At 68.0% G+C, this 22873-nt stretch carries 20 protein-coding genes; 3 read left to right on the top strand and 17 right to left on the bottom strand.

Annotated features, from left to right (window positions below; genetic code table 11):
- Nucleotides 1-49 precede the first annotated feature (49 nt).
- The 17 genes from ENE75_RS00670 to ENE75_RS00590 all read right to left on the bottom strand — a co-directional run bounded on the left by ENE75_RS00670 (nt 50) and on the right by ENE75_RS00590 (nt 17689).
- Nucleotides 50-1210 (bottom strand): TIGR03088 family PEP-CTERM/XrtA system glycosyltransferase, encoded by a 1161-nt coding sequence (locus ENE75_RS00670; protein ID WP_128194599.1) that lies wholly within the window; start codon nt 1208-1210, stop codon nt 50-52.
- On the bottom strand, nt 1207-1404 hold the full coding sequence (locus tag ENE75_RS00665; protein ID WP_128194597.1) for a DUF2283 domain-containing protein: 198 nt from the start codon (nt 1402-1404) through the stop codon (nt 1207-1209). Before ENE75_RS00665 ends, ENE75_RS00670 begins: the two co-directional genes overlap by 4 nt.
- A complete protein-coding gene (locus tag ENE75_RS00660) occupies nt 1401-1637 on the bottom strand; it encodes a hypothetical protein (protein WP_128194595.1) in 237 nt (78 codons plus the stop codon). The genes ENE75_RS00665 and ENE75_RS00660 overlap by 4 nt, the downstream gene beginning before the upstream one ends.
- A gap of 25 nt (nt 1638-1662) precedes the next feature.
- The gene (locus tag ENE75_RS00655) at nt 1663-2943 is read right to left on the bottom strand and encodes a nucleotide sugar dehydrogenase (RefSeq protein ID WP_128194593.1); all 1281 of its coding nucleotides are present in this window, start codon (nt 2941-2943) and stop codon (nt 1663-1665) included.
- Nucleotides 2944-2978: 35 nt separating this feature from the next.
- Complete coding sequence (gene xrtA, locus ENE75_RS00650; RefSeq protein WP_199232179.1) at nt 2979-4493, bottom strand: exosortase A; 1515 nt, start codon at nt 4491-4493, stop codon at nt 2979-2981.
- The gene (locus ENE75_RS00645; RefSeq protein WP_128194589.1) at nt 4490-5671 is read right to left on the bottom strand and encodes a TIGR03087 family PEP-CTERM/XrtA system glycosyltransferase; all 1182 of its coding nucleotides are present in this window, start codon (nt 5669-5671) and stop codon (nt 4490-4492) included. Before ENE75_RS00645 ends, xrtA begins: the two co-directional genes overlap by 4 nt.
- Nucleotides 5672-5673: 2 nt before the next feature.
- Nucleotides 5674-6711, bottom strand: coding sequence for a FemAB family XrtA/PEP-CTERM system-associated protein (locus tag ENE75_RS00640; RefSeq protein ID WP_233258868.1), 1038 nt, complete (start codon nt 6709-6711; stop codon nt 5674-5676).
- A 10-nt stretch (nt 6712-6721) separates the two neighbouring features.
- Nucleotides 6722-7627, bottom strand: coding sequence for an XrtA system polysaccharide deacetylase (locus tag ENE75_RS00635; RefSeq protein ID WP_128194585.1), 906 nt, complete (start codon nt 7625-7627; stop codon nt 6722-6724).
- Nucleotides 7628-7630: 3 nt separating this feature from the next.
- The gene (locus ENE75_RS00630; protein WP_128194583.1) at nt 7631-8800 is read right to left on the bottom strand and encodes an XrtA/PEP-CTERM system-associated ATPase; all 1170 of its coding nucleotides are present in this window, start codon (nt 8798-8800) and stop codon (nt 7631-7633) included.
- A gap of 3 nt (nt 8801-8803) precedes the next feature.
- A complete protein-coding gene (locus ENE75_RS00625; RefSeq protein ID WP_158288816.1) occupies nt 8804-10351 on the bottom strand; it encodes a TIGR03016 family PEP-CTERM system-associated outer membrane protein in 1548 nt (515 codons plus the stop codon).
- Between the two features lie 10 nt (nt 10352-10361).
- Nucleotides 10362-11327 carry an XrtA-associated tyrosine autokinase gene (locus ENE75_RS00620; RefSeq protein ID WP_128194579.1) on the bottom strand — a complete coding sequence of 322 codons (966 nt, stop codon included), beginning with the start codon at nt 11325-11327 and terminating at the stop codon, nt 10362-10364.
- A 20-nt stretch (nt 11328-11347) separates the two neighbouring features.
- Complete coding sequence (locus ENE75_RS00615; RefSeq protein WP_128194577.1) at nt 11348-12928, bottom strand: XrtA system polysaccharide chain length determinant; 1581 nt, start codon at nt 12926-12928, stop codon at nt 11348-11350.
- 35 nt (nt 12929-12963) lie between these two features.
- On the bottom strand, nt 12964-13611 hold the full coding sequence (locus ENE75_RS00610) for an XrtA/PEP-CTERM system exopolysaccharide export protein (protein WP_128194575.1): 648 nt from the start codon (nt 13609-13611) through the stop codon (nt 12964-12966).
- 147 nt (nt 13612-13758) lie between these two features.
- A complete protein-coding gene (locus ENE75_RS00605; RefSeq protein WP_128194572.1) occupies nt 13759-14616 on the bottom strand; it encodes a ThiF family adenylyltransferase in 858 nt (285 codons plus the stop codon).
- A 25-nt stretch (nt 14617-14641) separates the two neighbouring features.
- On the bottom strand, nt 14642-15307 hold the full coding sequence (locus ENE75_RS00600; RefSeq protein WP_128194570.1) for a class I SAM-dependent methyltransferase: 666 nt from the start codon (nt 15305-15307) through the stop codon (nt 14642-14644).
- 238 nt (nt 15308-15545) lie between these two features.
- Complete coding sequence (pepA, locus tag ENE75_RS00595; protein ID WP_128194568.1) at nt 15546-16379, bottom strand: flocculation-associated PEP-CTERM protein PepA; 834 nt, start codon at nt 16377-16379, stop codon at nt 15546-15548.
- Between the two features lie 461 nt (nt 16380-16840).
- Entirely contained in the window at nt 16841-17689 is an 849-nt protein-coding gene (locus ENE75_RS00590; protein ID WP_128194566.1) for a class I SAM-dependent methyltransferase, read from the bottom strand.
- A 182-nt stretch (nt 17690-17871) separates the two neighbouring features.
- Between ENE75_RS00590 and ENE75_RS00585 the strand changes: the two genes are divergently transcribed.
- The 3 genes from ENE75_RS00585 (at nt 17872) to ENE75_RS00575 (ending at nt 22695) form a co-directional block, all read left to right on the top strand.
- Entirely contained in the window at nt 17872-18684 is an 813-nt protein-coding gene (locus ENE75_RS00585; protein WP_128194564.1) for an outer membrane lipoprotein-sorting protein, read from the top strand.
- An 89-nt stretch (nt 18685-18773) separates the two neighbouring features.
- Nucleotides 18774-19982 (top strand): DUF1302 family protein, encoded by a 1209-nt coding sequence (locus tag ENE75_RS00580; RefSeq protein ID WP_128194562.1) that lies wholly within the window; start codon nt 18774-18776, stop codon nt 19980-19982.
- A 4-nt stretch (nt 19983-19986) separates the two neighbouring features.
- Nucleotides 19987-22695 carry an MMPL family transporter gene (locus ENE75_RS00575; protein WP_128194560.1) on the top strand — a complete coding sequence of 903 codons (2709 nt, stop codon included), beginning with the start codon at nt 19987-19989 and terminating at the stop codon, nt 22693-22695.
- Nucleotides 22696-22873 lie beyond the last annotated feature (178 nt).

Raw genomic sequence — 22873 nt, 5'->3', positions numbered from 1 at the left:
GCGGGAAGCGTACACGGTTGCCGTCGAGACCGTCACGGCGCACGGCGCATCACCGCGTCTCGCGCCAGCGACCTGGCATGGTCGATGCGTACAGCTGCTGGTACGCCCCCACCATCGCCTGCAGGCTGAAGCGCCGCTCCACGTCCGCCCGGCCTGCACGCCCCATCTCGGCCGCACGCTCCGGGTCGCGGGCCAGCGCCACCAAGGCCGCGGCCAGGGCCTCCACGTCGTCCGACGGCACGATGTGCCCGGTGACGCCTTCGGTCACCAGTTCCGGGTTGCCACCCACCGCGGTGGCCAGCACCGGCAGGCCGCTGGCCATGGCCTCGAGGATCGTGTTGGAGATGCCTTCGCCCAGCGACGGCAGCACGAAGGCGTTCAGGCGCCGCATCAGCGCCGGCACGTCGCTGCGTTCGCCGGGCAGCCAGGCCAGGTCGGCCGCGCCGGTTTCCTGCAGCAACTGCGTGCAGGCGGCGCGCAGCGGGCCGTCACCCACCAGCGCCAGGCGCAGGCGGGGGCGCAGGTCGGGCGCCAGCGCCAGCGCGCGCACGAAGGCGCGTGCCAGCAGCGTCTGGTGCTTGACGGTCTGCATGCGGCCCACGGTGCCCACGACGAAGTGGTCGCCGGCGAAGGGCCAGCCTTCGGGCAGCGCGTCATCGGCCGTACGGGGGTGGAAACGGTCGGCATTCACGCCGTTGTAGATCTGTTCGATGCGGCCGGGCGCGATGCCGACGCGACCACTCAGGTAGCCCGCCAGGTCCTGCGACAGCGCCACGTAGCGGTGCACGAAGGGCGAGTACAGCCGGCGGATGCGCTGGTGGCGGACGCTGGAGCCGTCCAGGTCCTCCACGTCGCGCCCGTGTTCCCCATGAATGCGCACCGGCACGCCAGCGGCCCAGGCGGCGGGCTGCATTTCCAGCGCCGCCAGATTGCGCGTGTGCACGATGGCCGGCCGCAGCCGGCGCATCAGGCGCCACAGTTGCGGATAAACCTTGAACCCCTGCCCCGGCGGCTTGTGCAGGGCGATGCAGTCCACGTCGGGGCGCCGCAGGCGGTGGCGGAAGTCGGTGACCTCGGTGAGCGCGATCACCACGTGCCGGAAGGCCTGCGACGGCAGGTGGTTGATCAGGTTGACGACGCCGTTTTCCAGGCCGCCGGTGTCGAAGCGGTGGAGGATGTGGGCGACGAGGGGGGGCGCCGGCTTGCTCAAGCCGCGATGCGCTCGAACGCAAAGTTCGACAGTTCGGCACGCTGCTGCGCGTGCTCGATGGTGATGGCCACCATGCGACCCTGCTCGTCCACGTCGATCAAGGTGTTCTCGTCGACGTCGCGTGTCTCGGCCACGGTCGCGTCACGCAACTCGATGTACAGCGTGTCGGTATCCTCGAAATAGCGGACTCTCATGGCGTGAAACCTCTGTCGAAGAACGCGTTATGCACGGTTTCGCCGTCATCCAGCAACACGACGCGGAGGTATCGGCCCTCTGCCTCAACGATCGGTGCCCAGCGACGGATTCGCCCGTCGGATTGGACCACTTCCGCGGTCGGATGTCGCACCACCCGCTGAATCCACTCGTCTTGGATTGCAGAGCGATCCGGGCGCTGCCTGGTTGCTTCGAAGTATCGGGTGACCTTCATGCCCAGGCAGCGCGGCGCCGCACGGTCACAACCGCCAGAGCTTGTACCCCGCCCCCGTGATCGCCGCCGGGTCGAACGCCGCCTTCACGTCGATGAACGCCCCGCCCTTGATCAGCTTGCGGCCCAGGTCCTCCACTGACATGACCTGGTATTCGCGGTGCGCCACCGCGGCGACGATGGCGTCGGCGCGCGGCAGGTCGTCCCAGGCCTCGAGCCGCACGCCGTACTCGTGCATGGCCTCCTCGGGGTCGGCCGTGGGGTCGGTGACGTGCACGTCCACGCCGTAGCTCTGCAATTCCTTGATGATGTCGATGACCTTGCTGTTGCGCAGGTCGCCGCAGTTTTCCTTGAAGGTCAGGCCCATGACGTTGACCTTGGCGCCCTTGATGTAGGAGCCCGCGGCGATCATGTGCTTGATGGTCTGCTCGGCAATGAACTTGCCCATGCCGTCGTTGATCCGCCGGCCGGCCAGGATGACCTGCGGGTGGTAGCCCAGCATGTCGGCCTTGTGGGTCAGGTAGTACGGGTCCACGCCGATGCAGTGGCCGCCCACCAGGCCGGGCTTGAACTTCAGGAAGTTCCACTTGGTGCCGGCGGCCTCCAGCACCTCGCTGGTGTCGATGCCCAGCTTGTCGAAGATGATGGACAGCTCGTTCATCAGCGCGATGTTGAGGTCGCGCTGCGTGTTCTCGATGACCTTGGCGGCTTCGGCGGCCTTGATGCAGCTGGCGCGGTGCACGCCGGGCTCGACGATCATCTCGTAGGTCTTCGCCACCGTCTCCAGCGTCTCGGGGGTGTCGCCACTGACGATCTTGAGGATCTTGGTCAGCGTGTGTTCCTTGTCGCCCGGGTTGATGCGCTCGGGGCTGTAGCCGACGAAGAAGTCCTGCTTCCACTTCATGCCGGATTCCTTCTCCAGCACGGGGATGCAGACCTCTTCGGTGGCACCGGGGTAGACGGTGCTTTCGTAGACGACGATGGCGCCCTTCTTCATGTGGCGGCCGGCACTGGTGCTGGCGCCGATGAGGGGGCGGAAATCGGGAATGTGCGCGTCGTCCACCGGCGTGGGCACGGCCACGATGATCACGTCGGCCTCGCCGAGCATCTTGGGGTCGTCGGTGTAGACGGCCAGCTTGCCGGCCTGCACCTCTGCGTCGGTCAGTTCCCGCGAGGGGTCGCTGCCGCGCTGGCAGGCCGCGACCTTGCTCTTGGCGATGTCGAAGCCGATGGTGCGGACCTGCTTGCCGAATTCGACGACCAGCGGCAGGCCGACGTAGCCGAGGCCGATGACGGCGATGGTGGTCATGGAATCAACTCCCTCGAGGAACTGGTTGAACGCGGTCAGCGAGTGTCGCGCGTTTGTTGCAGTGCAGTGTCCAGGGCAGGCAGGTGCAGGCGTGCAAATTCCGCCAGAGTGGCGTCTGCATCCGCCCCGCCAGGGGTGGCCATGAGTACGACGGCGCCGTCATCGGGCTGGCCGGCCAGGCGCCCAAGCGCCTGATGCACCTTGGCGCGCACGTCGGACGCCGTCCAGTCGCTGCCCGTCCAGTAGAGGCGCCAGACACGAAGCTCGCGACCAGCGGAAGCGCCCAATGGCACCCGTTCTTGCAGGTCATGGGCCAAGACCGCCGGGAGCGGGCCCGCAGCACCCATCCCGCGCTGGCGCAGCACCTGCCAGCCGTCCTTACGGTCACCCGCCAGACTGTGCACGGACGTGACCAGCTTGCGCTCGTCGGACTGGTCGCGGAAATAGGCCACCCACAGCCAGACGGGTGCCGTCGGGCCGGTATAGTGGGTTTCGGCCATAACGCTGGGGTTCACGTAGCCGGGGCGCCAGGGCATGGGCGTATCACCCGCCTGCCACGGCGACGCAGGTGCCGGCAGCGCGACCAGTGGCATCGCGGCCGGCTCGCCATGGGTCAGACGCCATGCCCAGGCCTGGGTGGCTGCAACGACCACCAGGATGACCATCGCCACGGGCCAGGCGGCTTTGCGAGCCGGCTCGGGCCGGGCGGCCGCGTCGACCGGCTCGACCTCCGGTTCGCTCCAGCGTGCGCCAATGAAGAACATCAGGCCGATGACGACGCCGAAGAACACCCAGCCGTAGATCAGGTGGTCCACGCCCACGGCCAGTTGGTTGCCCGACAGGTGCCCGATCATCACGATCATGTAGGCGCGCAGCCAGTTGGCCACGATGGGCAAGAGGATGGCCACGCCCATGAAGATCAGCCGGCGGCGCATGGATCGGTAGTTCAGGTAGGCGAACAGGGTGCCGACCATGAACGACGCGATCAGGTAGCGCACGCCGCTGCAGGCCTCCACCACCGACCAGTTGCCCGACGGGATGACGAAGTTCAGGCCTTCGCGGTACACAGGGACGCCAGTGGCACGCAGGGCGGCCACGGTGAAGTCGGCCGTCCAGTCCATCAGCACCGGCTGGGTGAACTCCCCGAACGGCACTGCGAAGAACAGGAAGGCCAGCGGGAACGCGAGCACCCGCGCCACCGCCCAGCCGAACAGGGCCGGCACCGACAGCACGATCAGGCCGACGAGCGCGAACTGGCTGACCACACCCACCGCCGCCAGGTCGCCCAGCAGCCAGGCGAAACAGGCCAGCAACAGCGGCACCAGCATCCAGGGCACGGGCGCCGACGGCGTGACCGCCAGCAGGTTGCGCTGCCGCCAGGCCAGCCACAGCGAGATGGGCGGGACGAGGAAGGCGTGGGTGAAGGTCTCCGACCGCGACCAGATGCTCACCATGGCCAATGCGGTGTCCCGCATCAGCCAGAGCATGGCAGCCAGCAGCAGCAGGCCAGGCAGCCAAGGGGGCATGGAACGGGCGGTGTGGGCAGTCATGCGGGCTCGAGACAGCGATCGACGGGTGCGAGACGAGGCGACCACCCGTAGCGCGACACCACACAGGCGCGGGCCTGCCGCCCGATGTGCTCGCGCTCTTCGGGTCGCGACAGCCACGCATCGACCTGCGCGATGTAGTCGGCCGGATCGCTGGCGGCCGCCAGATCGTGCCCGGGCACGGCCTCGATGGCCTCCACGCAGGTTGCCGCCGCCACCACCGGCCGCGCCATCGCCATGGCCTCCAGCACCTTGTTCTGCACACCGCGCGCCAGGCGCAGCGGCGCCACCACCACGGCGGCGTGCTGAAGCCAGGGCCGCACGTCGGGCACGGTGCCGGTGACGCGCACTGCGTCGCCCGCCAGGGCCTGAACAGCCGCCGTGGGGCTGCGGCCGACGATGGACAGGCGCAGCCCGGGCCAGCGGGCGCGCAGCGCCGGCAGCATCTCGGCGGCGAACCAGGTCACGGCGTCCACATTGGGCCAGTAGTCCATGGCGCCGGTGAAGACCACGGGGACCTCACCGGGGTCGTAGGGGTTGGGGCGCGCCGGGTCGGGCGCAAAGTACGTGGTGTCCACGCCATTGCCCACGGCCTGCACGCGGCCGGCGCATTCAGGCGCCAGGCCCGTGAACAGCGCCACTTCCTTGTCGGTGACGAAGAAACTCTGCGTGGCCTTGACGGCCACCGCACGCTCGTAGGCCAGCAGTTCGCGGCCTTCGCGACGGTACAGCCAGCTCAACGGCCAGCGGTGGTTGCCGGCATAGTCCGCCCACTTGGCGGAATCGACGTCCACGAAGTCCACCAGCACCGGGCCGCCGAAGCCCTCGGCATAAGGCGCCATCGACGACGAGAACACCACCGCCGCATCGGCCTGCTGGGCACGGGCCCAGGCCATCAGTTCGGCGTTGCGGTAGTAGGCCAAGGTGAGCGGCTCACCGCGCAGCAGGCCTTGCAGGCTGGCCAGCCTGGCGCGCCGCGGGTGCAGGCGCACGGCCTTGACGTCGGCGCACCACTGGCGCACGGTAGCCACATGCGGCTCGTCGTCCGGGTCGTCCACAAAGGTACCCAAAAGCACGTCATGACGCTCGGCCAGGTGGCGCAGCAGGTGGTAGCTGCGCACCTTGTCGCCCTTGTTGGGCGGGTACGGCAGGCGGTGCACCAGGTACAGGATGCGCGCCATGTCTAGCCGAGGCTCCTGACGACAAAGGGCCCCAGCCAGTTGGCCACCGGCAGCGGCAGCTTGCGCCACGTCTCGATCATCAGCTTGTACTTGGCGTTGGCCGGGTTGTTCTGCGGGATGGCCTCGCGCTTGTACAGGCGATATTCGTAGTGCAGCGGCTGCGGCTCGAAACCCCAGTTCTTCTTGAAGGCGTAGGGCCCGGTGCCGACCTTGCTGCGGCCGTAGTCGAAGGTCTTGAAGCCCTGGGCACAGGCATGGCGCATCAGTTCCCAGTACTTGAAGTCGTTGGCTGCCAGGTCGCGAGCCGCTTCGTCGTCGCCGGCGTAGTAGGGCAGGATCTCGTCGCGGAAGTGGAAGCTCAGCACGCTGCTGAGCAACTGCCCCTCGGCGCTGGTGACGGTGAGCACGCTGCAGTCCGGCCCGAACAGGCGGCGCAGCGTCTCGAAGTACCGCTTGGGCAGGGCCGGCGTGCCGTGGCGGTGCACGTTGCTGGCATACAGCGCGAAGAAGCGGTCCACGCCGTCGTCGAACGTGGCCACCAGGCCGTTCTTGATGCCCTTGCGCACCATGGCGCGCTGCTTGCGCGGGATGGCCAGCATGTTGGCCTCCTCGTCGGGCAGGATGGGCTTGCGGAAGGTGACGTACAAGTCCTGCCGCGGCCAGCCGTCGTGCTGGCGCGTCAGCTGCCGCAGCTCCAGGTGCTCGGCCCCCAGTTGCTGGGCGATGCGCTGGGCCTCGGCCTCCAGCGCCTGCGCGGCGGCTTCGTCGCTGGCCGCCACGCCGGCGTAAACGCAGAACGGCAGGCTGACCAGGGCATGGCCGAACAGCAGGCTCTTGACCTGCGCCAGCGGCAGCACGCCGACGATGGCGCCGTCCTGCTCGGCATAGAGATAGAAGGTGGGGTGCCCGAAGACCTCGTGCATCACCTGCTGCCACGCTGCGCGATGGAAGAAGGTGGCCTCGGGGCAGGCGAAGACGAAGGCGTCCCAGCGTGCAGCGGCGGCCGCATCGCCGGGGTTCAGGCGGTGGATGGTGGCCACGCGGCGGGCCCTAGGCGGTGACGGACGAGACGGCGGCCGGCCGCGGGCCGGCGGCGCCAGCGGTGGCGTGCGGCGTGGCGCCATCCAGGAAGATGCGGTCCATGCGGCCCCAGCGGAAATCCCGCAGCAACTGCTGCAGCCGCTGCTCGGTGCGGCCGATGTTCACGTAGTGCCGGAAGCGCGTCTTGGCGTCGATGCCGGGCACACGGGGCTGGCCGGGGTCGATCTCCCAGGGGTGCATGTAGAAGATGGCGGCCTGCCGGTCCTGCCGGTTCACCCGCTGGATCATCCAGCGCGACACCGGATACGGGAACAGCCGGAACCAGCCGCCGCCACTGGACGGCAGGTTGCGCTGACCCAGGCGCACGGTGGTCACCGGCACCTCCAGCAGGCCATTGGGCCGCCGGTGCGCGAAGCGTGGCGCGTCGGGCATGCCGTAGTGGTCGTGCCGGATGGGGTAGAGGCTGGAGCTGTAGGCGTGGCCGGTCTCCAGCAGCGTGTCGAAGGCCCAGAGGTTGCCGTGGCCGATGGAGAAGCTCGGTGCGCGGTAACCACGCACCGCCACGCCCCCCAGGTCTTCCAGCAGGCCCTTGGCGCGCACCAGGTCCTCGCGCAGCGCGGTGCGGTCCAGGTCGCTGGCGCGTTCGTGGCCATAGCCGTGGCTGGCCAGTTCATGGCCACCAGCGACGATGCGCCGCACCACCTGCGGGTAGCGCTCGGCCACCCAGCCCAGCGTGAAGAAGGTGGCCTGCACTTGCCGCGCGTCCAGCAGCTGCAGCAGACGGTCGACGTTGCGCTCGACGCGACAGTCGCGCGTGGGCCAGTCGCTGCGCCGGATGTACGGCGCCATGGCCGAGACCTGGAACCAGTCCTCGACGTCGATGGTCAGCGCGTTGGTGATCGCGGGCGCGAGCATGGGTCAGGCGCCGTCCTTGTCGGAAGGCGACGGTGAGGGCTGGGCAGCCGGCGCCGGTGCGGCCGTGCCCTGCTGCTTTGCGGCGCTGACCAGCTTCTGCAGCATGGACAACGTCTGGACGTTGATGCGCTCCAGACGCAGCAGGCTGCGTTCCAGGCGCTGCATCTGGTCCAGCCGCTGTTCGGCCGACAGGCGGTTGAGCTGCTTGCTCATGCTGTCGGCGGTGGCCGGGTCGACCTTGAACTTGGACAGGTCCAGGTCCAGCGGCATGCCGCCCACCGAGCCGGCGTAGAGCTCGCCCGGCACGCTGTCGCTGGGCAGCGGCGCGGGCACGGACACGCCTTCCTTGCGCGGCGGCACGGCGTTCTCGGCCTCGAGTTCCTTGACGACCTCGTTGACGTCGTCGGCGCTCAGGTGCGTGCGGCCGTTCAGGAAGCCCAGCAGCAGCACGCGGTCGCAGACGGAGTTGATGCGCCGTGGGATGCCACGCGTGGCTTTGTAGATGGCCTCGTGCGCGCCGTCGCCCCAGCTGGGCTTGTCGGTGCTGCCGGCGCACTTGAGTCGGTGCTCGATGTAGGCCTTGGTCTCGGCCTGGTCCAGCGGGCCGATGTGGCAGGTGGCCGCCACGCGCTGGCGAAACTGCTCCATCTCCGGGCGCTGCAGGATCTCGCGGAACTCCGGCTGGCCGATCAGGAAGCTCTGCAGCAGGGCCTGGTTGCCGAACTGGAAGTTGCTGAGCATGCGCAGCTCCTCGATGGCGCGCATGCTGAGGTTCTGCGCCTCGTCGACGATCAGCAGGCAGCGCTTGCCCTGGCTGGTCTGGCTGATCAGGAAGGCCTCGAGCGTGATCAGCAACTCGCTCTTGGGCACGTCCTTGACCTTGAAGCCGAAGGCCGCACCCACCATGCGCAGCGTGTCTTCCGCGCCCAGCTGGGTGGTGACCAGGTGGCCGGTGACGACGTTGCTGCCGTGCAGTCCCTCGATGAGCGTGCGCAGGATGGTGGTCTTGCCGGCACCGATCTCGCCGGTGATGACGACGAAGCCCTCGTTGCGCGAGACGCCGTACTCCAGGTAGGCCTTGGCGCGGCTGTGCTGCTTGCTGCCGAAGTAGAAGTTCGGGTCCGGGATCAGCTGGAAGGGCTTGCTGGTGAGCCCGTAGTGGGTTTCGTACATGGCTCAGAACCTCGTGCTGAACGCGGCCGTGACGGCGTTTTCGGTGTAGGGCTCGGTGTCGCTGTCGTACGCGGCGTGGCGGACGGTGAGTGACAGGGTGGACTGGCGGCTCAGACGAGAGTTCCAGCCCAGGGCCACGCTGTCCAGGTTGTTGCTGCCGGCAGCGGCCAGGGAGCGCGAACGCTGGCTGCTCACATTGAAGTTCAGGCCGGTGGTAGGCGTCAACCGGTGAGTGACCGTGACGCTCAGGCCGCGCTGGCGCACCGGGCCGGTGGCCAGGTCGTCGTCGGCCCCGGACAGGGTGTCGCCGCGTTCGCTGGTGGTCTGGAACACCGCGGCCGTGAACGTGGTGCGCACCCCGCTGAGCGCAAAGCTCAGCTCCTGTCGGCGCTGGATGGTGACAGCGCCGGTGACGAATCCGCCACCGCCCAGCAGGGTGTCGGGGCTGACGCCGTTGCGCTCCAGGAAGCTGCGCACCAGCAGGTCGCGGGCCACGGGGTCGGGCTCCTGGGAGGCGAACAGCTCGAAGAACAGCGCGTAGGCGGTGGTCTGCGAACCGCTCCCGTTGCTGGAGCTGCCGTCGTTGACCGACCGGCTGTCGCTGTAGCGCCAGACACTGCGCCGGAAGCGGTGCTCCAGCGCGACCTGGTGGGCGTCGCCGAACTGGCGGCGGTCGCCGTCGATGCTGACGCGGGTGCGGGGCGTGGGCGTCCAGAGTATGCCGGCGCCGTAGTTCTCGGACTCGCGGCTCTCGAGCGAAGCCAGGTCGGAGCGCTCGACGCCGCCGCGCACGCTGACCTGCAGTTCGGCGTCCGGGCGCACGATGAGGCTGGCAATGGCGCGGTCGGTGGTGGTTTCGCGGCCACCATCGAAATCACTGATCTGGCGCGAACCGGTGAGCGACCAGCTGATCACACGACCAGCCGCTGCCGGCGACAGCGTCAGCGAGGCGCCGGTGCTGCGCGAACCCACCTGGGTGCCGCCGTCGGTGCGGGTGGCATTGCCGCTGGCCTGCACGGCCACCACGCCGCCCAGCACGCCGCGCAGCACCGGCTGCAGCGACAGCGTCCGGACGTCCGACTGGTTGTTGGTGGTCAAGCTGCCGTCGACCGACTGCACGCCAAAGGCCGACGTGGGCTGGCGGCTGATGCTGGCGCTGGCGTTGAGGTCCAGGTGGTTGGGCACCAGTTCGGCACGGCCGCTGGCCGACAGGCGGTGCTGGATCTCATTGGCGGCACTGTCGCGAGCGTGCAGCACACCCACCAGGCCGTAGTCGAACACGCCTTGCACGCGACCGGCACGGCTGGTGACGCGCAGGCCAGGGCTGATGGACGTGATGGCCTCCGAACTGCGGCCGTCGGCGGCCGTGGCACCTTTGGCGCGGTAGCTGTCGGTCAGCGTCTGGGTCACCGACAGGGCTGGCGTGACCTCCAGCCTCGGCCGGGAACCGGCCTGCTGTGCGATGGCAGCACCGGACACGGCGCCCGCCAGCACGGCAACACAGGCCATTGCCAGCGCACGCGGCACCAGGCCTGGCGCCGAACTTGGCATCGGCACGCTGCTAACCACCTGCCTTGGCGTCGGCCGGTGCGGCAGCGGCATCGCCAGAGGCGCCTTGGCCGTAGCCATAACCGTAGCCATAACCGTAGCCGTAACCCTTGCCGTAGCCGCCACCACTGCCGCGCGCCTTGTTCAGCACCATCATCTTGACTGGGCAAGTCTCAATGGCCGCCAGGGCATGCTGCACGTCCGCCTGCAGCGTGCGCCCGGCATGCACCACGACTACGATCTGGCCCATGTGCGTGGCCAGCACGCGGGACTCGGTCGTCAGCAACAGCGGCGGCGAGTCGAAGATGATGATCCGGTCGGGGTAACGGGTGGCCATGTCGTCGAGCAGGTCGCGCATGGCATCACTGGCCAGCAGTTCGGTAGCGCGCGGATGGGGGGTGCCGCTGGGCAGCAGGGTGAGCTTGTCGATGTTGGTGCGCAGCAGGCAGTCGGGCACCGTGGCCTTGGCTTCCAGCACGTCCAGCAGGCCCGGGCCAGGCTCCAGGTTCAGCATGCGCAGCACCGACGGGCGGGCCACGTCGGCGTCCACCAGCATCACGGTGTTGTCCAGCTCCGCGGCAATGCTCATGGCCAGGTTCACCGACGTGAAGCTCTTGCCCTCGCCCGGCAGCGCGCTGGTCACCATGATCAGGTTGCCGTGCTTCAGCGGCGCCGCGCCCTTGCCCATGGCGTTGACGATCAGCGGGCGCTTGATGACGCGGAACTGATCGGCCGTGGGTGTGCGAGGGCCATGCGGCGTGGCAAAGCCCTGGGCCTGCAGTGCGTCGAGGTCGATTTCGACCTGGCGCGACTGCGGCGCCGGCTCGGCTTCCGGCTCGGGCTGCGCCACCGCAGGCGCGGCCGGCAACCCGGGCAGGGTCGCTGCCGGGACCGACGGCGACGCCACCACCGGCACGTCCACCCCCGCCTGGCGGAGCTGTTCCAGCCGCTGGGCGGCCTGTTCGATCAAGCTGCTCATGGTTTCGCTCGGGCGCGCGCTCAGCGGCCCGCCATCACGGCCATCACGGCCAGGCCGGCACCGAACAGCAGCACCAGGCTGCCGGTGGCACCGAAGAAACGCAGGCGGTCCATGCGCTCGCGGCGGCGCTCGGCATCACCCAGCACGACAGACACCACGCCCAGCAGCGGCAGGCCGGTCTTCTGGCGCAGGTCGGTCACGTCGTAGAAGGCCGGGCGCAGCTGGCTGGCGACGAAGGCGGTGAACAGGCCCCCGGCAATGGCAGCCACCAGCACCAGCGGCAGCAACATCAGGCGGTTGGGCGACACGGGCTTGGGTGACACCCGGGGTGGGTCGATCAGGCGGAAGTCGGCTACGCCAGCGGCGGACTCCAGGTCGCCGGACATCATGGCCGCCTGCCGGCGGGAGACCAGGTTGTCGTAGTTCTTCTTGGTGATCTCGTAGTCGCGGTTGAGCTGCGCGGCCTCGGCTTCCAGCTGTGGTGCCGTGCGCACGGCAGCGCGCGCGGCCTCGAGGCGGGCGCTGTACTCGGAAACCCGGGCCTGCAGGGCCGCCACCTGAACTTCCGACGCTGCCAGCATGCGGTTGAGCTCCTGCGACACCAGGCTCTGCGCCTGCGCGGCCGGGCCGGACGTGCCCGCCGTGGCCAGCAGCTTCTTGCGCTGCGCGGCCATCTCCTTGGCCTTCTGCGCCTCGAGGTCAGCGATCAGCCGCTTGGTGTTGACGACATCCGGGTGCTGGTCGGTGAACCGCTGCAGCAGGGCGTCGAGATTGCGCTTCTGCGCCTCGATGCGTCCGTCGAGCTCAGGCGTCGAGACCTGGATGGCCGATTCCTGCAGAAGGCTCTGGGTGACGATGTTGCCCGACTGCGACTTCTCCGCCGCCAGCTGGGTCTTGGCGGAATCGCGGGCACGCTCGGCTTCACGCAGCTGGAGCCGGGCATCTTCCAGTTGCCGGCTGAGCCCGGCCATGCGCGCAGCAGCGTCCTGCCCATCAGGCGACTGCATGTCCAGGTTGCGCAGCCGGAACTCCTTCAGCCGCGCCTCGGCTTCCTCGAGCTTGGCCTCGAAGTTGCGAATCTGCTCGTCCAGGAACACGCGGGCGGAATCGGAATCCTTGCGTGAGGCGCCCAGACTGGATTCGACGAAGATCGAGACCAGCGACTGGATCACGCGCTTGGCCTTGTCCTGGTCGTTGTTCTTGTAGCTCAGCGCAAAGAGATTGTCGCGCGCGGTGCTGGCGATGCGGATGTCCTTGGCCAGATCGGTGAACAACTGGTCCTGCTGTGCCTTGGACTGGGCGCCCAGGTCCAGGTCGGCCATGCGCACCAGCTTTTCGAGGTTCGGCCGGCTGATGAGGGTACGGCTGAGCATGCCGATCTGCTGCTCGATGTTGGGCTGCACCGCCAGACCGGCCATCAGGGGCTTGAGGATGGACTGCGTGTCGACGTAGATGCGAGCGGACGCCTCGTACTGGTTGGGGATGCGGAACACCACCACCGTGGCCACCGCGGCCACCAGCCATGCGACCAGCACACCCGCCCAGCGGAAGCGCCACATGCCGCGGGCGATGCCGGTGACCTGGGCCAGGATCTCTTGCATGGACGAACTCCGTTACTCGCGCTGCAGCAGTGCGGTCAGAAGAAGCTCTGCGGGATGATGAGGATGTCGCCGGGGCGCATCTCGACGTTGGCAGACACGTCTCCACGCTTGATCAGGTCCTTCAGGCGCACGGAGTACTGCTTGCCGTTGTCGGCCGTGCGCAGGATGCTGGCGCCGTTGCCGTCGGCGAAATCGGTGAGGCCGCCGACGGCGATCATCACGTCCAGCAGTGTCATCTGCTGCTTGTAGGGCAGGAACTGCGGGCGTGCCGCCTCGCCCACCACGCGGATCTGCTCGCTGTACGGGCCGACGAAGCCGGTGACCATCACGGTGACGATGGGGTCGCGCACGTATTTGCCGAGCACAGCCTCGACCTCGCGAGCGATCTGCACCGAGGTCTTGCCCTGGACCACCATTTCGTCGACGAGCGGGGCCGAAATCTTGCCGTCGGGCCGCACCGGCACCGCCATCGACAGTTCTGGGTTGCGCCAGACGACGATGTTGAGGTTGTCGCCTGCACCGACCACATAGCTGTAGTCGCTGCTGGCGGCCGACGCCGGAGCCGGCGGGAACGCCGGGGCCGTGCCGGCACACCCGGCCAGGATGCCGATGGTGGCCACGCCGGCCAGCAGGCGGCACAGCCGGGAAGATGGGGACAGGGACAACTTCGAGGGGAATCGCATGGGGGCAGGTCTCCGAGAATGGCCGTTCGTGGCCTGTCCGGGCAGGTCTCGAATCATGGCACAGGGTATGCATGTGGCGCGCCCCGCCCCACCCCCCAGAATGCCAGCGCGGCGTGACATAGCCCCGCTGGATCCCGGTGATCCGCCTCAGTTCAAGCGAAGGCGGGGGCGGATCAGCGCCAGCAGCAGCCGCTGCAGGGGGTTGGCGTTGCCGCCGGGACGCCAGGTGAAAGACAGGCGCTGGCGGTAGGCGTCGAACTGCATGGCCCAGGGCGCCGGGCGCAATGGCCCCCGCCCGAGCAGGATCTTGAGCACGGCGGTACCGGTGACGCCAGCACAGAGGTCACAGGCCATCACGGTGGACGGGCCCTTGTGGGCGGCGAAATCCACGGCCTGCGGCGCGACGAGGTAGGGCCGCTGCAGCATGGCCGGGGACAGCCCGGCGATGAAGCGGGCGTACTGCTCGGTGGTGTCGCAACCCTCGAGCCGGAAGTACTGCTCGAAGCTCATGCCGCCGGGCTTGAAGTAGAGCAGCGACACGCCCATACCCAGCGGCGCCGCCGTGACGGCCGGGATGCCACGCTCGTGGCAGGCCTGGAACAGCATCCGGCGCGCGTCTGCCGCGAAGAAGTCGATCCCGTCGACATAGACGTCCACGCCGTCGAGGAAGGCACCGAGGTTGCCTGGGGTCACCCCGTCTGCGAACGATCGAATCTCGGCGGCGGGGTTCACGTCCCGCGCCATCCTGGCGATGACTTCGGACTTGGCTTGCCCGATGGTGGAAACGAAGGCGCCGGCTTGACGGTTGAAGTTGTGGACCTCGAAGCGGTCGAAATCCGCGATGTGGAAGGCCCCGAGACCCAGCCTGGCCAGCGTGAGCACATGGGCACCGCCCACGCCGCCGAGCCCGGCCACGGCCACCCGCATCGAACGCAACCTGGCCTGCTCTTCTTCGGTGACCCAGCCGATGTTGCGCGAGAAGGCCGCGTCCTGGTCGAATGGCATCCTGAACCGGTCCAGGGGGTGCGCCTCAGGCGGGCTTGCGGGCCAGGACGTCGTAGCAGTTGCCGCCGACGCGCTCGTTCACGATCTCGAAGCCGGCGGCCAGGATCCGCCGGCGAATGTCGTCCCGCTCGTAGGGCGTGTACAGGATGCCCTTCTTCATGCCCCACCGGTTGATGGCACCGGCGATCTGCCTGAAGGGCCAGATGCCGCGCGGGTACAGCAGGACGTTGGCAGCCATGGTGCCGCCGGGCCTGAGGACCCGGAAGACGCCACGCAGCCCGCCATCGACATCAGGCAGGCAGTGGATGGCGTTGGCGACGTTGCAGGTGTCGAAACTCGCGGCCTCGAAGGGCATTTCGGCGGCGTCGGCGTGGAGGAAGGTCATGCCGGCCTCGTTGCGGAAGCGGTGGACAGCACCGGCCAGCATGGACTCGGCGTAGTCGACACCGACGATCTCGACCTGGGGCAGCTTCTTCCAGCGCCGCCACTTCAGGAACAGTTCCAGCAACGTGCCGGTGCCGCAGGCCAGTTCCAGATGCCGCGGGCCGAAGTTCGGGCCGAAGAAGGCCAGTTGCGTTGGCAGTGTGCTGTTGTAGGCGAACGTCAGGATGAAGAAGCCGCGGACGTCGTACCACCAGGGGTCGGACTTGTAGGCGGCGGCGATCTCTTCGCGGGTCTTGTTCCCTGGCACATTGCCTCTCGCTCGGGGTCGGAATCAAACGCCAGGGGGGCCATTCGGCAACCACAGGCAGTCGGAAGTCATTGTCTGCCATTCGGGCCCGGTTTGAACACCTGGGCGGGATTCGTTGGGATGCACCATGCCGAGCGACCTGGTTCGACGAGTCAGCAGGCAAGGGCGAAACGAAGAAGGGGTGCCCGGAGGCACCCCTTGGTAACTGCCCGCCAAACAGACGGGCGGCAAAACAGGATCAGGCCTTGCGGCGACGCGCAACGCCGGCACCAAGCAGAGCCAGACCGGCGAGGGCCAGCGTGCCGGGCTCGGGGATGCGGAACTCGGCGCTCAGGTCACCCTGGATCTCGAAGAGGCCAGGCGCGACGGTTTCGACGGTACCGTCGTTGATGTCGCCGTCGCTGTAGACACGGATGTAGAACGGACGCGGCGCGATGAAGAAGTCTTCGCCGGTGGCCGTCAGCACGAAGTCGTCGAACAGCACAGCGAAGCCGTCACTGCCCGCACTGGCGCTCGTGGTCCCAGAACCCGAAAGCAGCGTCGTTGACGAGGCGAGAAGGACATCGCCTGCACCTGCGCCGGTGAAGGCCAGCGTACCGTTGTCGATCCCAGCCAAAGACAGGTCAGCGTCCTGGTTCGCGTCCATGAACAGGCTCAGCGTCGCGCCGGTGGCAAAAAATGAGTTGGCACCGGAGACGAAGCCCGTCGCCTGAACCACCGCATACAGGTTGTAGTCATTGTCCAGACCCGTGCCGTTGATGCCGGCGCCATTCATGCCAACAAACGAGTTCCAGTCGGCCAGGATGGTGGCGGCAAAATTCAGCTGCGGGCCAACGAAGAAGGCTTGGAATTTTTCGACGTACGAACCGTTCAGGTTGCGGACCTCGAAGCCGGTTTCACCGGCCTGAGCGCCTTCGCCGAAGCAGGCCACTTGGTTGCCGGTGATGCCATCCGTCGGGTCGTAGCCCGTGGTGTCGACGCAGAAAGGCGTGCCGGCCGCGAAGGCTTGGCTGGCGCCAAACAGAAGAGGCACCGCCAGCGCGATGGCCTTGAGAGACTTGGAAAGGGACATGTCGGTGCTCCTTGGGGACAGGACTGTAGGTCAGACGGTTCTCAACTAGCAACGCCTGTGCCAGCAGAAAAACTTCTTAAAAATCAATGACCTGCGATCTGACCCCGCGTCACTCACCAAGCGCTGTAAAGAATCCCGACGTGCCGCGACATGGCGATCGTGACAGGAAGCATGGCCGGCGCCTCCGTGCAGCGCTGCCGGGTTCGCAGGGTCCGCAGGCTTCGCGAAGTACGACGAAAGGCAGGTTCCGGCAAGCCATCACCGTCGCTTGGGGCAAGCCGGCGCGCCCGGGCAGTCAATGGAGCCGAAATCGCTCCCCCCCTGGGACAACAGGCCCACACACGCATTGGCGAACCAGAGGCTCATTGGCTGTGCTCGACTCGACATGCATGCGAACCCCCATGCCGCGTGCTCAGGCGACAACCTGGGACATCAAAGGCCGTCAGGTGTCCGGTCCGGATTCAGCGCGCCCGCTGCATGTGCTTCAGCATCGCAGCTTCCAATCGAATCGGCATGCCACAGCGCTGTCGCATGCTGCTGACGAAACTCATCACGTTCGCTGCCGGCTGGCACCGGTCCGACGTGCGGATGAAATAGAAGAAGTCGATGAACTGACTGGAGTGGATCGTCAACGGCCGAGGCACCGCACGCCGGACCCGCGTCACAACCTCGTCGACGGGAAACGCTGCATCCAGCGAATGTTTGTAGTCCACGGCCGTCACACGAGGCGCCTTGCGCGCCACGTCGGCCACCAGGAGCGCGCGAGCCTCGGCCGAGCGCACCAGGCCGAAATCGAAGACGTACAGGCCGCCATCCGGCTTGAGCAGCCGCTCCGCCCGCTCGAAGACACGCTCCAGGCACTCCAGGTCCGGCAGGTGGTGCAACGCCGACGTGGTGATGACCATGTCCACCGTGCCCGGCGTCAGGCTGGGCAGGTCACGGATGTCCTCGCACAGGGTCTCGACATTGCGCAGGCCCTTGGCGGCAGCCGACTCGGCCAGCACGTCCAGCATGGGCTGTGACAGGTCGGCACCGATGAAGCGGCATTCCGGGTACAGAGGTGCGAGTTCCAGCAGCAACGGGCCGGGGCCGCACGCCAGATCGACGACCGTGTCGCCCGGGCGGATCATGCTGGCCAGCTGCGTGAGGTGGTACATCTGCAGCGCCGAGGTCGGCCCACCCCACTCGTAGGCCTTGACGTAGGCGCGGATCTGCTCCGGGTCCTCCATCGCCTCGCTGGGTTCCGGGACGCGTTCGGGCACGCCGCGCGCGCGCCATTCATGCCAGATCAGTTTGTGGATGGGGAGCATGACAGGTCCGATGCGAAGGCAAGACGGGCAGACTCTGCAAGGCGCCGCCTCAGGCGCCCGGCACCGCGGATAGCCCGTACATTATGGGTACCCCTTTCGGCAGATTGCCCGATTCCAGCGGTCGTGTCGTCGCCAGGCGATGCCAGACGGCCCGATGTCGCATGCCAGGGATCCGACAGGCCATGACTTCTCACACGAACGACGCCCGCCGCAGGCTGCTTGCCACGCTACCTGCGCTCGCGCTGACCCCCCTGGCGCGCGCCGATGACGCCAGTGCCCTGGCCGATGCGGTACACGGCCGGCCGGTCGGCCGCGACGTGACCACCCTCAGCCGGATGGAACTGGCCGAGCGCGGCCGAGAGCCACGTGTCCGGCGGCTGGTCACCTACCGGCTCGACCGTGGGCGGGGCGAGTCGGCCTACCTGGCCCGCTTTCTGGACCCCAAGGACATTGCCGGTGTCGGCCTGCTCAGCCTCACCCGTGCCGATGGCAGCACGGACCAGTCGCTCTTCCTGCCGGAACTCGACCGTGTGCGCAAGGTGTCTGGCGACCGCAAGGGCGGGCGGTTCGTGGGCTCGGACCTCTACTTCGAGGACCTTCAGGAGCGCAAGCCCCAACGCGACACGCACCGCCTGCTGGGCCGCGAGGTGCTGGCCGGCGTCACCTGCGACATCCTGGAGAGCGTTCCGGTCGATGCAGACGACTCGGTCTACCTCAAACGCCTGAACTGGATCGACCGCACCACGGCGATGGCCCTGCGCATCGACTACTTCGAACGTGACCCACAGACGGTCAGCAAGCGGTGGCTCGCGCTGGAACGGCAGCGCATCCAAGGCTTCTGGACCGTCACCACCAGTTCGATGGCCGACCTGGCCCAGGGCAGCGAAACGAGGCTCATCGTCGAATCGGCGCGCTACGATCGAAAATTGCCCGACCGGTTGTTCACGCCTCGTGCCCTGGCCGACGAGCGCTATGAATCGGAGTTTCGACTGTGACTGATCAGACGCGATACGGTGCCGCGTTCGCAACCTGTGGCGCCCGGTGGCTGGCCGCACTCGCGCTGGCCACGACCAGCGCCCTGCCCGTGGGTGCTCAGGACCTGCGCCTCGGCGTAGAGGATGTCTTGCTCGAGGCCGGCGTGTTTTCGGACACCACGGATGCGCGCACCATGCTGACGCTGCGTGCGACCCCCTCCGCCAGCGGGCGGATTGGGCGCGACTGGGAATGGCGCGCAGGTGTGCGCCTCGGTGCAACGCGGCAGTCCGGCGGCCCGCTGCCGCATGACGACCAGGATGCGGTATTGGCCGACACCTGGGTGCGCTGGCGTACCGGCGACACCAAGCTCACGGCCGGCCTGCAGACCGTGCTGTGGGGCCGGGTGGACGAGGTGCCCCTGATCGACCGCGTCAGCCGCGTCGATGCCAGCCGCCTGTTGCTCGACAACCTCCCCCAGCGCCGACTGCCGCAACCCATCGTGCGTTGGGAGCAGGCGTTCGATACGATGGAATTGGACGTCGTGCTGATGCCGTCGTTCCAGGGCGCCAAACTGGCCGACAGTCGCAATGTCTGGAGCCCCGTGGATCAGCAGCGGGGGGTGATCCTGGGCATCGCACCGCCGCCAGCGCTGGCGGCCTTCATCTCGTCGGCGGACCTGCGTGATGACGACAACGGCCATGGCGGTGCTGCCGTGCGCCTCACCCAGACCGGGGCAGGCGACATCGACTGGGGCCTGACGGCCGCACGTACCCGGCAGTCCCTGCCCTACTACGTGGCGGACCCCGTGGCGGGCACGCTGACCGCCACGCACCCGTTCCAACGCTTCCTGGGCGCCGACCTCGAGTTCAATGCCGCTGGCGCCACCTGGCGCAGCGAACTCGGGCTGACCTGGGACGCGCGTGTGACGGCAACCTCAGGGCAGGCCTTGAAGGTCCGCACCACGGAATGGGTGGGGGCGGTCGAATTCTTCCCGGGCGGAGAAGACCTCCGCATGAACCTGCAACTCGCTGCCCGCAAGGCGCACACCGGCGCCGACGTGCTGGAACTGCGCGAATACGCGGCACTGGGGGGCGAGGTGGAGGACTCCTTCGACCAGGGCCGCTGGAAGCTGGCGATGCGGTTCAACCTGGGCCTGAACGTGCACGACGTCTACCTCGGCCCGCGGGTGACGTTCTCCGGGTGGGAACCGCACGATGTGTTCCTGGCCTATCACCACTTCCGCGGTGAAGCGCGAACCCTCGGCGGCTTTCACCGCGACCACAGCCTGCTGACGCTGGGGCTGCGCACCCGCTTCTGACACCATGACCCGGCCGGGATGGACGTTCTGGCGCCGCCGCGAGGACGGGCGCTACAGGCTCCTGCCTTGGCCGGTGGCCTTGCTGATCGTCGTCGCCATCCACGTGGCGTCGCTGTGGCTGCTGCCCCGTCTGGTGCTGAACAACGCGCCCGAGGTGTACTACCAGGGTGAATCGCCCGCGGTGCAGTTGCGGGACTCGCTGCGGCGGGACTTTCCCAGCGACGAGGCCCTGACCGTCATCTTCCAGGGCCCGGACCTGTACTCGCGCAACGTGTTGTCGCGGTTGGACGAACTCGGCTCGATCCTGTCGCGAGACCCGTTGGTCGAACGCGTGATCTCGGTGACGACGATGGAGCGTGTCTCCGGCTCGGAGGACGGCTTCGCCGTCGGGCCGCTGATCGATGCACGGCGCCTGCGCCGCGACGACCCGGCAGCGCTGCGCGAGCGGGTCCTCGGCGACCGTTTCGCACCGGGGCTTTTGGCATCACGCGATGGCACGGTGCTGGCCATGGTGGTCCGGCCGAAGGGCATGGAAACGAGCGCAGACCGCGTGGCGCTGAAGGTGGCCGTGGCACTGGCCATCAACCAGGTCGGGCTTCGCGGGCACTACGCCGGTGATGCCGGCCCGGTGACGCTGGACGTGGCCCAGCTTGAGTCGATGATGCAGGACACGGTGCGATTCGTGCCGTTGACGGTGGTGGTCGGGCTTGGCCTGCTGTTCTGGGTGGTCGGCCGAGTGCGCCCCGTGGTGATCGGCGGCTTGGCGATGTCGACTGCGGTGCTGCCGCTGGTCGCGGGCATCGCCGCGTCGGGGCAGCCGTACACGATGGCCAGCGCCATCCTGCCGAGCCTGCTGTCGGCCTACACACTGGCCACGCTGATGCACCTGTACGCCGGCGTGCAGCGCGCCCAGGGCGCCGGGCTCACCCGTGGCGCCGCGGTGGATCGCGCGCTGGGCGAGACGCTCAAGCCAGGGCTGTACAACGTGCTGACCACGGGGGCGGGGCTGCTGAGCCTGATCTTCGTGCCCATCCCGCCCATCCAGCTGTTCGGCGTGGCCGGCGCCATTGGCACGGCGCTTGTCTTCGTGACGGTGTTCGTGCTCGTGCCGCCGTTCCTGGCTCGATGGGACAACCGGCGCTGGCCCCAGCGCCAATCGGCCATGGGACGGTTCGGTCGCATCGCCGCACGCCTGACATTGGCCGGCATGCGCCGGCCCAAGACCACTGTCGCCGTCGCGCTGCTGCTGGTGGCGGCCGCCTTCCCGTTCACGCGGGAGGTGAAGGTCGAGTCAGACGTGCTCACGTTCTTCTCTCAGGATCATCCGGTCAACCGACATGTGCGCCTGGTGGAGGAGCAGCTCGCCGGCGTGACGACGTTGGAGATCTCGCTGGACGGCCAGGGCCGGGACAGCTTGCAGAACGTGCAGACCCTGCAGGCTGTCCGCGACCTGCAACGCTGGATCGAAGACCTGGGTGAGGTGGACCGGGCATCGTCGATGGTCGACATCGTGGAGGAGATGCACTGGGCGATGAACGGCGAGAAGCCTGCCTTCCGTGACCTGCCCCCCAGCGACCGACTGCTGCGCCAGTACCTGCTCGTCTACGATGGCAGGGATCTCTACGAAGCCGTCAACCGCGACTTCAGTAGAGCCCGGATCCTGGTCAGCCTGAACGTGCATGGCGCCAAGGAGATCGCGCAGGTCATCGACGTCATCCGCGGCCACGTGAACGCTGCGCCGATTCCGGGCGTCGAGGTGGACATCGGCGGTTTCGGCCGCCTGTTCGCGGACCAGGTCGACCTGCTGGTCAGCGGCCAGCAGAACAGCTTCGCAGGCGCCTTCCTGCAGATCTTCATCTTCATGGCGGTGCTGTGGCGCTCGATGTCCGCATCGCTCATCTGCATGGTGCCCAACCTGGCGCCACTGTTCGTCATCTTCGTCCTGATGGGCGCCCTGGGCATCCACCTCGACCTGGCCACGGTGATGATCGCCGGGGTGGTGCTGGGCATCACGGTGGACGACACCATCCACCTGTATCACGGCTACCGGCAGCGGTTGCGCAACGGCATCTCCACGCCCTTGGCCATCGTGAAGAGCTACCAGGGTTCAGGGCGCGCCGTGCTGGCGATCTCCGTGCTGCTGACGGCGCAGTTCGGCCTGCTGGCCAGTTCGGCCTTCATCCCGACGGCGAACTTTGGCCTGATGACCGCCGTGGGGCTGCTGGCGGGCCAAGCCGCAGAGTTGTTGCTCCTTCCCGCACTTCTCGTGCTGAAGGACGGGCGTCGCCGCCAGACAGCGGGCCGACCGAACCTGCGTGATGCAGCATCACGGCCAGTCCGGCCGCCGGTGGCGTCAGAAACGCTATGGCCCCCTGCAGCACAGGAAACATCGGCTCATCCCGACGACAACGCGCAGGAGCCTGCCCACCTGCCCACATCCAAGGATGCGCCGATGGTGGTGGTCTGTCGCGGTGAGGCCTGCAAGGCGCGTGGTGCCGATGTGGTCTGGCAGACCTGCCTGGATGCGTACGTGTCGGCCAAGGCACGAGGGGTGACATCAGGCGCATTGCCGATCGAGACCGCCTGCCTGAGACGCTGCGAAGAAGCGCCCGCCGTCAGCTGGTGTGCCTCGCCCTCTCGCATTGAAGGGGCGGACACCTCGAGCCTGGCCGAACTGGCGTCCGGGCACGTCCGCCGGGCGGCCTCCGGCTGAACCGGCATCGGTCTCGGGCCGGCGATCGGGCCACGCCGTTGATGTCCCAGGAAGTGGTGTAAGTCCAACCACTGCGTAGCGGCTTGCCGCGAAGCTGTGGCGGCCATCCCGCAAGGGGTGGCCATCGTGGTCCCGGATAAGGTTGAGGTGCGACCCACCAACCTGTTCCTAGGAGATC

The organism is Rubrivivax albus, assembly GCF_004016515.1.
GTDB classification, from domain to species: domain Bacteria; phylum Pseudomonadota; class Gammaproteobacteria; order Burkholderiales; family Burkholderiaceae_C; genus Rubrivivax; species Rubrivivax albus.
Note: the sequence above shows the minus strand (reverse complement) of the source record. Positions and strands in the feature narration are given on the sequence as shown.